This window comes from Microbacterium sp. M1A1_1b (assembly GCF_053345565.1).
Genome location: NZ_JBKFAJ010000002.1, coordinates 64789 through 77881 on the forward strand (window position 1 = coordinate 64789; position 13093 = coordinate 77881).

A 13093-nucleotide genomic window follows, 5' to 3' on the forward strand; every position below is an offset into this window, starting at 1 on the left:
CCTGGACCAAGATGTACCACGGTCGTGACACAGTTGGGAAGGGTTTGCACCCTACCGGCCGGTCGGTACGAGGCGATCGAGGTGCTGGCGTGGGTGCGCGCGCAACCACGCAGGTCGCAGCTGCTCGAGGGCTCCGTGCTGCCTGCTGTACCCGAGCCTCCAGGCCGGGGCCCGAGATGCCGGCGTTCCTCACGGCATGACGTCACCGGAGTTCGGGCCGAGCGTCTGCCCGGTGTACAGGTCACCCGCGGGCGACGACGCGAGCAGCAGTGCGGTGGGGGCCACCTCGGCCGGGACGCCGAAGCGCCCGATCGGCAGCTCGGCCGCCTTGTCGGTCCGCCACTGCGCGGTCATCGCGTCCGTCATGGGCGAGACGATCGGGCCGGGCGCGATCGCGTTGACCAGCACGCCGCGTCCGCTCCACTCGATCGCGGCGCTCTTGGTCAGCGCGATGACACCGGCCTTCGCGGCGGCGTAGTGGGCGATCTCGGAACCACCCTTGATCGCCAGCTGCGAGGCGAGGTTGACGATGCGCCCGTCGCCGTCGCGGAGCATGCGCCGGCCGACGGCACGCATCATCAGGAACACACCCGTCAGGTCGATCGCGATGATGCGGTTCCAGTCCGCCACCGTCAGCGCTTCGAGCGGTGACTGCGACAGGACGCCGGCCGCGTTGACGAGCACCTGGATGCCGCCGAACTCGTCGTCGATCGCAGTGACGACGGCCTCGACCTGGTCCTCGTCGGTGACGTCGAGGACGACGGTCCGGACGTCGAGCCGGTGTGCGAGCGCCCGCAGGCCCTCGGCATCGCGGTCCGCGGCGACGACCTGTGCTCCCGCAGCGACGAAGGACTCGACGATCGCGAGTCCGATGCCGCTGGCGCCGCCGGTGACGAGCGCCGTCGATCCGGTGAGGTCGAACACGGTGTTGTCCCCGGGCATCAGTCGGCCATGAAGATGGTCAGGCCGCCGTCGACGACGAGCTCTTGCCCGGTGACGTAGCGGGCTTCGCGGCTGAGCAGGAACCGGATCACCGCAGCGGCTTCGTCGGCCTGACCGACTCGGCCCCACGGGATCCGTTCGCCGGCGGCGTCGAGGCCGGCCGGGCCGAGCGAGTTCTGCGCGTCCATCGACTGCGGCGTCTCGATGAGTCCGGGGATGATCGTGTTGACCCGGATCCCGCGGGGTGCCAGCTCGGCTGCGGCGCTCCGGACGAGCCCGATGACGGCGGCCTTGCACGCGGCGTAGTGGCTGTGCGCGGCCCAGCCGTACACACCGCCTGCGATCGACGACACCGCCACCATCGAGCCCCCGGCACCGAGGTGTCGAGCGCCGGCGCGCAGGGTTCGCATCACGCCGTGCAGGTCGACCTGCAGCAGGTCGTTCCAGTCGTCGTCGGTCATGGTGTCCAGCGGCTGCCGTCGGAGCACCCCGGCGCCGGCGACGACGTGGTCGACGCGCCCCCACCGGTCGAGTGCTGCCCGGAACACGGCATCGACGTCCTCGGTGCGTCGGACGTCCGCCGTCACGGTGAGTGCGTGGCCGCCAGCAGCTTCGACGGCCGCGACGACGGTCGAGGGGTCGTGCGGGTCACCGGCGAACACCGGGATGACGATGTTCGCCCCGTGTTCGGCGAGCTGCACGGCGAGGGCCGCGCCGATCCCGCTCGCGGCACCGGTGACGACGGCGACACTGTCGGCGAACTCCGAGTACACGGTCTGCGGTGTCGACGTGCTCAATGCTCGATCACCGCCACGCGCTTGGTCGCGAGCATGATCAACCCGGACAGGACCATGCCGCCGGCCCCCACGATGATGGCTGCCGGGCCGAGACCGACGCTTCCGGCGACGAGTGCCGTGAGCACAGCGGACCCGATGATCGAGCCGGGCTGGCCCATCGCGGTGACGAACGCCGAGCCGGTCGCGCGGCAGCTCGAGTCGAAGCACTCGGCCTGCAGGAACAGCAGGGAGGCGTACGGGCCGAGCAGGAAGAACAGCGTCAGCATGTACGTGATCAGCACGTAGCCGAAGTCGTTCGGGCCGAGCACGAACAGGGTCCAGCACACCCCGGCGAGCAGCCAGCCGCCCACGATGGTGACCTTGCGGCCGATGATGTCGCCGAGCCACCCGTGGAACAGGTACCCGGCGGCGCCGACGACGTTGGCGAGCACGATGATGAGCAGGGACATGCTGGTGTCGATGCCCTTGACGCCCTCGAGCATCGTGGTGCCGAGGACGCTCGTGGTGGTGATGCCGAAGTAGTTCACGATCCACGCGATCGAGAGCACGATGGTGTTGCGTGCGTAGCGACGTCCGAAGATCGCCTTGAGCGAGGGCCGTTCACCGTCGACGATGCCGAAGCGTGTCGCGATCTGCTCGGCCTCGTCGGTGCGACCGGACTTCCGCAGCTCCCGCAGGTAGGTGTTGAGCCGGTGCTGCGGGGTCTCCTTGATGCCCTTGCGCAGGAACAGGACGAACAGCGCCGGGACGGTGGCGATGAGGAACGCGAGCCGCCACGAGTCCGGCCCGAACAGGCCGTTGACGCCGGCGATGAACGCGGCGGCCAGCAGCGCACCGATGGGCCACCCGGTCTGGACCAGGCTGTAGAAGAAGCCGCGGCGCTTCCGGATGCCCTCGACCTCGGTCAGGGCGAAGACCTCGTTCAGGTACGTGGAGTTGACCGACTGCTCCGCCATGCCGAACCCGCTGAGCGCCCGGAAGCCCACCAGCGAAGCGACCCCGGACGACGCTGCCGTCAGCGCCGACGAGAGCGCCGCACCGCCGATCGTGATCATCATGCCGCGACGTCGTCCCATGCGGTCGACGAACAGGCCGACCAGGATCACGACGACGAAGACGCCGACGCTCACGAGCGTGTTCGCCAGCAGCGCCGTCTGCTCGTTCCAGCCGAAGTCCTCTGCGATGCGGGGCAGGAGCGTGCCGAACATGATGAAGTCGTAGACGGCGAGGGTCCAGGCGAAGAACGCCAGGGTGGCGCCGCGCTTGGTCTCCTTGGCGCCGATGGCCGGGAACCTCCCGGTGGCGAGCTGGACGTCCTCGGGCTCGCGGATGGTCGTGGTGGACATGGTCTTCCTCTCGATGCTGCGGTGCTGGCGGATCGGGTGGGTCGTGCGGGGAGCGTCGGTGGTTCAGCGACGCTGCGGCGGGAAGGCACCCCGACCGCGTGTGAGGAACTCGGCGTGCACCCGGTCGCGCGGTGCGTCGACGGAGAGCAGCACGGCGAGCAGCAGACGTGACTTGAGCCCGTCCAGGTGCCCGGCCGGGACGAGTCCGGCACCGAGCAGGTCGACCTCGCTGCCGGGGAAGCCGTACGTCGTCGCGAGGGTCGTCCCGGCGCCGGTCCGTGACGCCATGACCACCGGCATCTGGCGGGCCAACACGCGGACGGCGTCGAGGGTGCGTTCTGCCACGTGCCCTCCGCCGAAGCCCTCGACGACCGCGCCGCGGTAGCCGAGGTCCCCGAGCGCCTCGAGGACACGTCCGTCGTCGTCCAGGCTGACCCGGTGCAGGGCCACCGCCGGCAGCGGCACGACGGATCCGGTGACGGCGGGCGTCTGGTGCGCCGGCGACCGGAAGACCGGGACCCCTTCCGCGACCCAGCCGAGCGGCCCTGCTCCGGGCGAGGCGAACGCCCCGGTCGAGAACGTGTGCGTCTTGCGGACCGTGCTGGCGGCGTGGACCTGGTCGTCGAGCACGACGAGCACGCCACGCTCCCGAGCAGCCGGGTGCGCGGCGACGCACACCGCCGCCAGCAGGTTCGCCGGGCCGTCGGCACCGGGGGCCGACGCGTGTCGCATGGCACCGGTGAGCACGAGCGGCTCGGGACGGTCCCAGGCCAGGTCGAGCAGGTACGCGGTCTCCTCGATCGTGTCGGTGCCCTGCGAGAGCACGACACCCGAAGCCCCGTCGCGAACGGCGGCGTGCGCCGCTTCGAGTGCGACCTGCACGTCGTGGAACCCGAGCGAGGGAGAGGGGACGAGGGCCAACTGTCGCGCGTCGACACGTGCGACCTCGGCGATCTCGGGCACGGCGGACACCAGGTGCTGCGCGTCGAGGCGTGGCACGGCGCCGGACCGGTTGGCCGCGTCGCCCGAGGTGACGCTCGCGATGGTCCCGCCCAGGGCCAGGTAGGCGATCGAGGGGAGCGGCGTGCCGGTCACGTCAGGACCTCCGTACGTCGGGCGACCGCGGACGCGAGGACCCGGTACGTCCGGTCGGTGTCGTCGCGGGGGTCGGCGGCCCGGAGGCGACGATCCACCGCGGGCCAGTCAGGACGTCCGGCGCTGACCAGTTCGACGGCCTCGAGGACCCCGTTCACGCCCTGCGCGACGACGCTCCGGCCCGTCGGTCCGACGACCACGACGCGCACGGTCCCGGGGGCCTCGTGGATCCGGACGTGGTCGGGGCCGAACAGGCGTGACGCCCAGGCGACCAGGCCGAGTTGCGCCCGCTTGCGTGCCGCGGGGGTGTCCTCGACGCCGTCGGCGTCCGCATCACGCGTCCCGCCGGCGCTGCCGCATACGCCGCACATCAGTACTCGCGCGGGCGCTCGGGCCGGCCGAAGGGGAACCGGGTGCGGAAGTCGTCCGCGATCGCGTTCATCGGCAGGAAACGCACCCCCTCGTGTCCGCCGATGTACTCGATGAGCCGTTCGATCATGAGCAGGACCTGCGGCCGCCCGGACACGTCGGGGTGGATCGTGATCGGGAACACCGCGTAGTCGAGCTCGCGGTAGACCCAGTCGAACTGGTCCTTCCACATCTGCTCGACGTCGCGGGGGTTGACGAAGCCGTGGCTGTTCGGGCTGGACTTGATGAACATCATCGGCGGCAGGTCGTCGACGTACCAGTTCGCCGCGATCTCGACCAGATCGATCTCCTGCCCGTGCACGAGCGGCGTCATCCAGGTCTGGGGGTCCTGCGCGTAGTCGATCGGGGTCCACGAGTCGCCGACGATCGAGTAGTACGGCACGAAGTCCTTGTGCTGCTGGCTGTGGTCGTAGCTGAACCCGAACTTCTGCAACAGGGTCGGCGTGTACGTGCTCAGCTCCCACCACGGCGCGACGTACCCGGCCGGCTGCGTGCCGGTGAGCTTCGTGATGAGCTCCACCGAGCGCTCCATCACGGCGTCCTCTTGCGCCTCGGTCATCGCGACGGGGTTCTCGTGGCTGTAGCCGTGCGCGCCGATCTCGTGTCCGGCGTCGAACAGGGCCTTGCACTGCTCGGGGAACGTCTCGAGCGAGTGCCCGGGGATGAACCAGGTCGCCGTGATGCCCGCCCTGTCGAACACCCGCTGCAGCCGCGGCACACCGGTGCGGCCCGCGAAGATCCCGCGCTGGATGTCGGAGGGCGAGTCCGCCCCGCCGTAGGAACCGAGCCACCCCGCGACGGCGTCGATGTCGACGCCGAACGACACGAAGATCTCTTTCACCATGGGACACCGTCTCTCGTCGTTGTTGCAACTGGTGCAATCGATTGCATGTCCTGGCAGCGTGCCAGTCGTGTGTTTCAGACGCCCGATGTCTGTGTAACGAACCTGTTTCGGCCGAGGCGGAAGTGATCGTGACGCGCCTGTTCGCAACCGTTCGCGCTCCCGAGTGAGCGACGATCCGTCACCTAGACTGCGTGGATGGGCACCACGGACACCGACCCGGCTGGGGACCGGCACCCGGGCCGTCGTGGTGAGGCGAGCCTCCAGGCCATCGCCGGCCGCGCCGGCGTCCACATCTCGACCGCATCGCGTGTGCTCCGGCAGACCGAGCCGGCCAGGGGGTGGAGTGCGTCGGCGCAGCGGGTGCTCGCCGCCGCGGCCGAGCTCGGCTACCGGCCCAACCGGATCGCGTCGTCACTGCGGACGCGTCGGTCCAACACCATCGGTGTGGTGATGCCACGCCTGGCCGACACCGTCATCGCGACCATCTGCCAGTCCGTGGAGTCCGCCGCGCGGTCTGCCGGGTACCAGCTGCTGCTCACGACGCCTCCGGACGAGATGGGCGCCCAGCTCGAAGCCGTCGACTTCCTGCTCTCGCGGCAGGTCGACGGTCTCATCGTGAGCTCCCTGCACCTGTCGGGACCGAACGCGCGCCTGACGGACCTGCCCGTGCCGGTCATCGCCACCAACCGGCACCCGGGATCGTGGATGCCCGCCGTGGTCGGCGACGACGTCGACGGCGGTCGCACGGCCACCGAGCACCTGCTCGCGCTGGGGCACCGGCGTATCGGCGTCGTCGCGGGTCCACGCCACGCCAGCACGGGTGTGGAACGGGTGGAGGGCTTCCGGCTCGCGCACCAGCAGCGCGACCTGGTGGTCGACGAGGCGCTCGTCGTGCACAGCGACTTCGAGGTCGAGGGTGGGGTCGTCGGCGCGCACACCCTGCTCGCGCTGGCCGACCCGCCCACGGCGATCTTCGCGGTCAACGACACGGCGGCGATCGGCGTGATGGGGGCCGCCCGACAACGCGGCATGCGTGTCCCCGACGACCTGTCGATCGTCGGATACAACGACATCCCGGTCGTCGCCCAGCTGCCCACGCCCCTGACGACCGTGCACTCGCCGACGGCGATGATGGGCGCGTTGGCAGTCGAGCGGCTGCTCGCCGCCATCGGTGGCGATCCGCTGCTGGGGGAGACCCTTCCGGTTTCCTTGGTGGTGCGGTCGTCGACCGCGAGCCTGTCGCGCTGACCCGGCTCCGTGGCCGGGCGCCGCGCGACGCCCGGCAATCGGTGCTCCGTGACGGACTGGAGGGCCGGTGCCAGCTGGCACCCCTCCCTCGCAGGCTCGGTCGGCGCGCCCCGCGCAACGCTTCGCGTTGCCGCTGAGCGGTGCGCGCCGGTCCGTCAGTGGGGCTGCGCCGGCGCCCCGTCGTCCAGCGTCCACAGCGCCGCATCGGCGTGCTGCGCGACGTACGCCCGTGCTCGACGCATCCGGCGGATCGTGACCGGGACGAGCCACACCACCACGAGCACCAGGAACGCCAGGTAGACGTCGGGGAGCCACCCGAGGATGCCTCGGAGTGACGCCGAGACGAACTGGAACGTCAGGGCCAGGTACAGCAGGCCGATGAACGCCATCTGGAACCGCATCGCCAGCGGGACCAGGCGCGCGTACTGCACAGCGCCTCGCTCCTCGGCAGGGTCGAGGGGGAGTTCCTTGCCCCGCAACACCACCTTCGCGAAGCGCCGCAGTCGACCGACGTCGCGCCCGCCCGTGTCCCGGAGCGCCCGATTGAGGGGAAGCGCGGCGTACACCGTCGCGACTGCTGTCGCGGTGAACGTCAGTTGCCCGGCTGACAACACGTCCTGCAGCAGGTCGCCGCCCCGGTCGCCGCCGAGGATCGCGAGCAGCGTGACCCCGATCGTCGACACCACGACGGCGATGACGAACGTCACGGTGATCCTGCGGACCTTCCGTCGGACGGCATCGGCGCCGGGGACAGTGTCGCCGTGGTCGGCGATCGGTGGCTCCGTCCGGCGGAACACTGCGCCGAGTGGTCGCGCGACGGCGAGGAGCACCGCTGCGCCGCCGATGACGACCACCGGCACCCACACCGGGCCCCGTGCCGAGATGGTCGCGAGCACGATGAACACCGCCGCGACGACGTCGACCAGGACGACGCCCAGGAACCACCAGCCGAGGTACCGGCGGCCGTCCGTGGAGGACCGGTGGTCCCAGTACGCCGCGAGTGACCCGACCACGACCGGTCCCATGACCAGGAACGGTGACGACGACGCGGTGGCGACCACGAGCCACCGCGCAGCGTCGTGGAGCTGCAGCGCGACCAGCAGCGCGACGCCGAGCGTCGACGCCGTGGCGACGACGATCATCGCGAGGTACAGGAAGACGCGCATCGGTGCTCCTTCGGGGAATGAGGACACCTCGATCGTGCTCGGGATCGGCACCGCTGGCTCACTTCGTGCGGTTCCGCGCAACCGCGGCGTCATCCCGACCCGTCGGCCGGCTGGGTGTGGGTGGCCGGTCGGCTGTTGCAGGTCATCCGCCAGACGCTTGGCACGCCGGGCGCGTGGGGCGATCCTCCACATGGGGGCGCTCCCGCTCCCTTGGAGGATCGAGGGGAACCATGAGAACACGGATGTCACTGCTCGCCACGGGATTGCTGGTCGCGAGCATGTCGCTCGCCGGAGCGCAGGCGGCCACGGCGGCCACCGCCCACCCTGACCAAGGCGGCGTCGGCTGTGGTCCGGTCGTGACCAAGCTCAGCGACGTCACAAGCGCGGGCACGACGAAGACGTCGCCGTCCGGACCCAACTGGAGCGTGTCGGGCGTCGGTCCGGGGACGTTGTCGCTGACCAAGTCAGTGGCGGTGAGCAACTCGGTCACGGGGAACGCCGGCGTCTCCGCCGAGACCGTCAGCGGTTCCGTCGGGTTCAACGTCACGTCGACGTACACGACGTCGACGGGGTACTCCGTCGCGATCCCCGCCGGGCAGACCTGGGTGCTCCGTGCCGATGCCGTCTACTCGGTCACGACGTTCCACTGGACGCAGACCCAGACCTGCAATGTGCCCGGTGGCGGCTTCAGCAAGTCGGGCAACGGGAAGGCATACAAGTTCGAGCGGCTCCAGTACCGTTCGTACCGTGCCTGAATCCGGACACCAGTGGCCCGCGGTGCTGCGCTCGATGCGCGGGACCGCGGGTCGCCGTGCGCTCGCGGTGTGGGTCACGACGATCGCAGCGCTCGTGCTGACGGGGTGCTCGACCGCGCACCCGACGCAGTACCGGATCGACCCCGCCGTCGATCGGCTGCCGGTCGTCTCGGCGGACGGCGCGCTCACCGCTGCGTTGCCGGCGGCCGTCCGCTCGCATGTCGTCGCAACCGGGAAGACCGAGGGCGCGAGCTTCGCCATCGCGCTCTCACGGGGTCGATGCGGGGTCGCAATCAGTGACGGCCACGGGACGGATGCCGTCACAGCGACCGCCCCGCGTTCCTCGGATGACCCGCTCGCCGCGCCGGACTCCGCCGCCGCGAAACGGGCGATAGGCCCGTCCACGAGCGTCGCGGCGTCGTCCTCCACCGTTCCTGTCACGCTCTGGTGCGGGATCCACGGAGCAGTGGTGGCGCTCGGAACGAAGACGACCTCCGCCACGACCGGTACGGTCATGACGCTCCCCGCCGCGGCGGGGACGACACTGTTCGTGAGTGCGGCCGGTGAACAGTAGCCACTGACGGACCGGAGGCTCGGTGCCGCCAGACGCCGGGCCTCCGGTCCGTCTGGCGGTCAGGTGTCCGTGATCGGCCCACCGCGAGGTCCTTGCCGTCGCCCGGACCGGGTGGCCGGACCGGTGCTCGGGCCGTCGCTCGAGCCAGACGACCGGAACGTTGCGCCGGTCGGTCGATCCGCTGCGTGGAGCGCTCCGCGGCGCACGTTTCCGCCAGAAAGTGGGAGGAATGCGTCGCGCGTTGCTCAATAGGCTTTCGGCAGGGTCGGCCCCGGTGCCGATCCGTCCGCATCCGCGGTACCCCAACGACGGGAGGTTCGACATGTCGCAGTTCGTCCAGACCCACTCGCAGGACGCCATCGTCGGTGAACCCGAGGTCGTCGAGGACCGCCCGACCGTGCGCCAGGTCGCCGCGCACCCGGCGTGGCTGCGGCTGAAGGCCGCCGTCCAGGCCTTCCGTGCGCTGCAGACGACCGACGGCTCGGTACCGGACCCCGCGCACCACGCAACGGCCGCTGAGCACCTGGCCACGATCCTCCCGGCCGTCGCCGAACTGGCCCCGTTCTTCCCGCACGACGCCGCGTACCTCGACGCGCTGCAGGGCGACTTCACCCGCTGGCGTGACGAGGGCTTCGGAGTGCCGGACTTCCTCGATTCGCTGAACGCGTTCCAGCCGCAGCAGCACCGCATCGACGGGCTCGGCCACCTGGTCGTGTTCCCGATGGTGACGCAGAACGGCAGCTCGAGCCGCCTGGTCGAGGCCGTCCTGGTCGAGACCATCTGGCCGGAGTTCATCGCCGAGCTCGAGTCCGGCGACTACGGCAACGCGCTGTTCGTCGCGCTGCGCTTCGTCGACTTCACCCCCGGCTACGACACGAACTCGGCGGTGCTGTTCCCCGAGACGGTCGCGATGCGCGAGATCCCCGCGTTCACGTGGGGCGCGATCTTCCAGGACCGCGAGGCCGCCCGCTACCGCAAGGTCGTCCGTGCGGCTGCGGCGATCACGAAGCTCGAGCTGCCCGACGACGCTGCCGCGATGCTCGACGACCAAGAGCTCACCGAGCGGGTCTTCGTGATGTGGGACATCATCCACGACCGCTCCCACATGCGCGGTGACCTGCCGTTCGACCCGTTCATGATCAAGCAGCGGATGCCGTTCTTCCTGTACTCGCTCGAGGAACTGCGGTGCGACCTGACGGCGTTCCGCGAGTCGGTGCGACTGGAACGGACGCTGTCGGCGATGCCGGACGACGAGCTCAGCCCGGCGCAGCGCGAGATCCGTGACCACGCACGCCTGGTGCAGTACGCGGTCGTGTTCGACCGCATCTTCCGCTTCGCGATCACCGGCAGCCGTGTCCGCAACTACGACGGGCTCGGCGGTCAGCTGCTCTTCGCGTGGATGCACCAGCACGGGGTGCTGCACTGGACCGACACCCGCCTGACGATCGACTGGGACGCGATGCCCGACGTCATCATCGCGCTCAGTGACCAGATCAACGAGCTGTACTGGCGGTCGATCGACCGGCCCAAGGGGGCGCACTGGCTCGCCGCGTACGAGATGGTGCGGCAGACGCTGACGCCGCACCCGGCCTCGCGGTGGGCCGTCGGGCTGCCCAGTGAGACGCTCGCCGGGCCGCCGAAGGGCTACACGGACGCGGTGATGGACGACGAGTTCCCGCTGTCGATGTTCTACGAGGCGCTCAACAAGAAGATGGCCACCGTCATCGCGTCGACGGCGGGCATCACGGGGCACTCGGACGTCACCGCGGTGCCGGACGTGGCCGCGTGAGCGACGCCGGGTCGCTCACCGGCCGACTGGTGCTGGTCGCGGGTGCGACCAGCACCAGCGGCCAGGCCGTGGCGCGCGCACTGGTCGCCGCGGGCGCATCGGTGATCGCCGTCGGGACACGCGCGGACGCCCTGGAGGCCCTGGCCGCGTCCGTCCCGGGCGTCGCCACCCGGACGTGCGACCTCGCCGACCTCGGTGCGGTCACGGCACTGGCTTCCGACGTCCGCGCATCCTCCGGTCGGGTGGACGGCCTCGTCCACCTGGTCGGAGGGTGGCGCGGTGGCGGCGGGCTCGTCGGCCAGTCGGACGAGGACTGGGACTTCTTCGACCGGGCCTTCCGCACGCTCCGCAACACCACGCGGGTGTTCAACGACGACCTGCTGGCCTCGCCCGCCGGCCGGATGGCGTTCGTGTCCTCGACCGCGGTCGACGCGCCGACGGCCGGTGCCGCGAACTACGCCGCCGCCAAGGCCGCGTCGGACGCGTGGGTCCGTGCCGTGGCGCAGGGCTTCCGCAAGGCCGGGTCGCCCGCTGCCGCGACGGTGTTCGTCGTCGGCGCGCTCGCCGGGCTCGAGGATCGTCTGGGCGACGAGGTCGTCCGGCTCTGGGATGCCGACCCGGCCGACGTCAACGGCGCCCGCATCCCGCTCCAGCCGGCGTGAACAGCGTCCCGACCCAGCTCTCGCACCCCTCGAACCTAGGATGAAGAAGTGACCCTGCAACTGCACGACCTGGACCTGCGGGGCTTCGCCTCGGACAACTACGCCGGGGTGCACCCCGAGATCCTCGACGCGATCGCCGCCGCCAACGCCGGACACCAGATCGCCTACGGCGAGGACGTCTACACGGCACGGCTCAACGACGTCGTCCGCCAGCACTTCGGCGAGCAGGCCGAGGCCTTCCCGGTGTTCAACGGCACGGGCGCGAACGTCGTCGGTCTGCAGTCGATGCTGCCGCGCTGGGGTGCCGTCGTGTGCACCTCGACCGCGCACATCCACACCGACGAAGCCGGGGCTCCGGAGCGGGTCGCCGGCATCAAGCTGCTGACCGTCGACGCCCCCGACGGCAAGCTCACCCCGGAGCTCATCGACAAGGAAGCCTGGGGTTGGGGTGACGAGCACCGGCCCCAGCCGCTCGTCGTGTCGATCACCCAGACGACCGAGCTCGGCACCGCGTACACGGTCGACGAGGTCCGCGCGATCGCCGACCACATCCACCCGCTCGGCATGAAGCTGCACATGGACGGTGCCCGCATCTCGAACGCGGCGGCGTCGCTCGGGGTCCCGCTGCGCGAGTTCACCACGGACGCCGGTGTCGACGTGCTGAGCTTCGGCGGCACCAAGAACGGCATGCTCTACGGCGAAGCGATCATCGTGCTGAACCCGACGGCATCCGAGGGCCTGCACTACCTCCGCAAGCTGAACATGCAGCTGTCGTCGAAGATGCGGTTCGTGTCGGCCCAGCTCATCGCGCTGCTGTCCGACGACCTGTACCTGCGCTCCGCCGGGCACGCCAACGCCATGGCCGCTCGACTCCGGTCGGCCCTCGAGCAGGGGATCGCGGACGGCAGCATCCAGGGCGTCGGATTCAGCCAGCAGACCCAGGCGAACGGGGTTTTCGCGACGCTGCCCGCCGGCGTGGCCGATCGGCTGCGCAAGCACTTCCGGTTCTACGACTGGGACGCCAGCCGGAACGAGGTGCGGTGGATGTGCTCGTTCGACACCTCGGAGCAGGACATCGACGACTTCGTGGCGGCGCTGACGCGGGAGCTCGACGCGGCCTGAGGCGCGTCGGGGCGGGGCCTACCGCTCCGTCGGTCCGCCTTGCGCGCCCGCCGGCCGGCCCGCGCGCTTCGCACCCCGGTGCGGACATCGCGCCCCGTCGCACCGGGGCGCGATGTCGCTCAGTGGGTGCGACGCGAGCGCGTTCGCGACGTGCACGTTCCGGCCGCCGAGTGACCGGACCCGATCGAGCGCGTCCCGCTTGCTCGACGCGACGAGCACGACCGTGACGAGGAACGGATCGAAGACCGCCACCTCGACGGCGGTGCGGCCGTCCGACAGCACCGTGGCGTACTGCGCGAACGGCTTCGACCTGGTGGACATGCA

Annotated in this window: 14 protein-coding genes; 6 read left to right on the forward strand and 8 right to left on the reverse strand. The window is 70.6% G+C overall.

Annotated elements, in window-relative coordinates; all coding sequences use genetic code 11:
* Positions 1–189: 189 nt before the first annotated feature.
* From ACLBWP_RS04915 to ACLBWP_RS04940, 6 genes are all read right to left on the reverse strand, one after another.
* Positions 190–942, reverse strand: a complete 753-nt coding sequence (locus tag ACLBWP_RS04915; RefSeq protein WP_447654311.1) for an SDR family NAD(P)-dependent oxidoreductase — start codon at positions 940–942, stop codon at positions 190–192.
* On the reverse strand, positions 942–1739 hold the full coding sequence (locus tag ACLBWP_RS04920; RefSeq protein WP_447654312.1) for an SDR family NAD(P)-dependent oxidoreductase: 798 nt from the start codon (positions 1737–1739) through the stop codon (positions 942–944). The genes ACLBWP_RS04915 and ACLBWP_RS04920 overlap by 1 nt, the downstream gene beginning before the upstream one ends.
* Positions 1736–3085 (reverse strand): MFS transporter, encoded by a 1350-nt coding sequence (locus ACLBWP_RS04925; RefSeq protein ID WP_447654313.1) that lies wholly within the window; start codon positions 3083–3085, stop codon positions 1736–1738. The genes ACLBWP_RS04920 and ACLBWP_RS04925 overlap by 4 nt, the downstream gene beginning before the upstream one ends.
* A gap of 63 nt (positions 3086–3148) precedes the next feature.
* On the reverse strand, positions 3149–4180 hold the full coding sequence (locus tag ACLBWP_RS04930) for an asparaginase (protein WP_447654314.1): 1032 nt from the start codon (positions 4178–4180) through the stop codon (positions 3149–3151).
* Positions 4177–4551 (reverse strand): hypothetical protein, encoded by a 375-nt coding sequence (locus ACLBWP_RS04935; protein WP_447654315.1) that lies wholly within the window; start codon positions 4549–4551, stop codon positions 4177–4179. The genes ACLBWP_RS04930 and ACLBWP_RS04935 overlap by 4 nt, the downstream gene beginning before the upstream one ends.
* A complete protein-coding gene (locus ACLBWP_RS04940; RefSeq protein ID WP_243562781.1) occupies positions 4551–5453 on the reverse strand; it encodes a polysaccharide deacetylase family protein in 903 nt (300 codons plus the stop codon). Before ACLBWP_RS04940 ends, ACLBWP_RS04935 begins: the two co-directional genes overlap by 1 nt.
* 195 nt (positions 5454–5648) lie before the next feature.
* Here ACLBWP_RS04940 and ACLBWP_RS04945 point away from each other — a divergent pair, with 195 nt between their 5' ends.
* Complete coding sequence (locus ACLBWP_RS04945) at positions 5649–6701, forward strand: LacI family DNA-binding transcriptional regulator (RefSeq protein WP_243562779.1); 1053 nt, start codon at positions 5649–5651, stop codon at positions 6699–6701.
* Positions 6702–6856: 155 nt separating this feature from the next.
* Here the strand turns inward: ACLBWP_RS04945 and ACLBWP_RS04950 are convergent, their stop codons facing one another.
* Positions 6857–7867, reverse strand: a complete 1011-nt coding sequence (locus ACLBWP_RS04950; RefSeq protein ID WP_243562778.1) for a hypothetical protein — start codon at positions 7865–7867, stop codon at positions 6857–6859.
* Positions 7868–8109: 242 nt separating this feature from the next.
* On the opposite strand from ACLBWP_RS04950, the gene ACLBWP_RS04955 reads away from it, so the two are divergent.
* The 5 genes from ACLBWP_RS04955 to ACLBWP_RS04975 all read left to right on the forward strand — a co-directional run bounded on the left by ACLBWP_RS04955 (position 8110) and on the right by ACLBWP_RS04975 (position 12769).
* On the forward strand, positions 8110–8622 hold the full coding sequence (locus tag ACLBWP_RS04955) for a hypothetical protein (RefSeq protein ID WP_243562777.1): 513 nt from the start codon (positions 8110–8112) through the stop codon (positions 8620–8622).
* Positions 8615–9196 carry a hypothetical protein gene (locus ACLBWP_RS04960; RefSeq protein WP_243562776.1) on the forward strand — a complete coding sequence of 194 codons (582 nt, stop codon included), beginning with the start codon at positions 8615–8617 and terminating at the stop codon, positions 9194–9196. Before ACLBWP_RS04955 ends, ACLBWP_RS04960 begins: the two co-directional genes overlap by 8 nt.
* A 322-nt stretch (positions 9197–9518) precedes the next feature.
* The gene (locus ACLBWP_RS04965) at positions 9519–10985 is read left to right on the forward strand and encodes a DUF6421 family protein (RefSeq protein WP_243562775.1); all 1467 of its coding nucleotides are present in this window, start codon (positions 9519–9521) and stop codon (positions 10983–10985) included.
* On the forward strand, positions 10982–11647 hold the full coding sequence (locus ACLBWP_RS04970) for an SDR family oxidoreductase (RefSeq protein ID WP_447654319.1): 666 nt from the start codon (positions 10982–10984) through the stop codon (positions 11645–11647). The genes ACLBWP_RS04965 and ACLBWP_RS04970 overlap by 4 nt, the downstream gene beginning before the upstream one ends.
* Positions 11648–11695: 48 nt before the next feature.
* Positions 11696–12769 (forward strand): threonine aldolase family protein, encoded by a 1074-nt coding sequence (locus ACLBWP_RS04975; protein WP_447654320.1) that lies wholly within the window; start codon positions 11696–11698, stop codon positions 12767–12769.
* Between the two features lie 18 nt (positions 12770–12787).
* On the opposite strand, the gene ACLBWP_RS04980 is transcribed toward ACLBWP_RS04975, so the two are convergent.
* Positions 12788–13090, reverse strand: coding sequence for a hypothetical protein (locus ACLBWP_RS04980; RefSeq protein WP_447654321.1), 303 nt, complete (start codon positions 13088–13090; stop codon positions 12788–12790).
* Positions 13091–13093 lie beyond the last annotated feature (3 nt).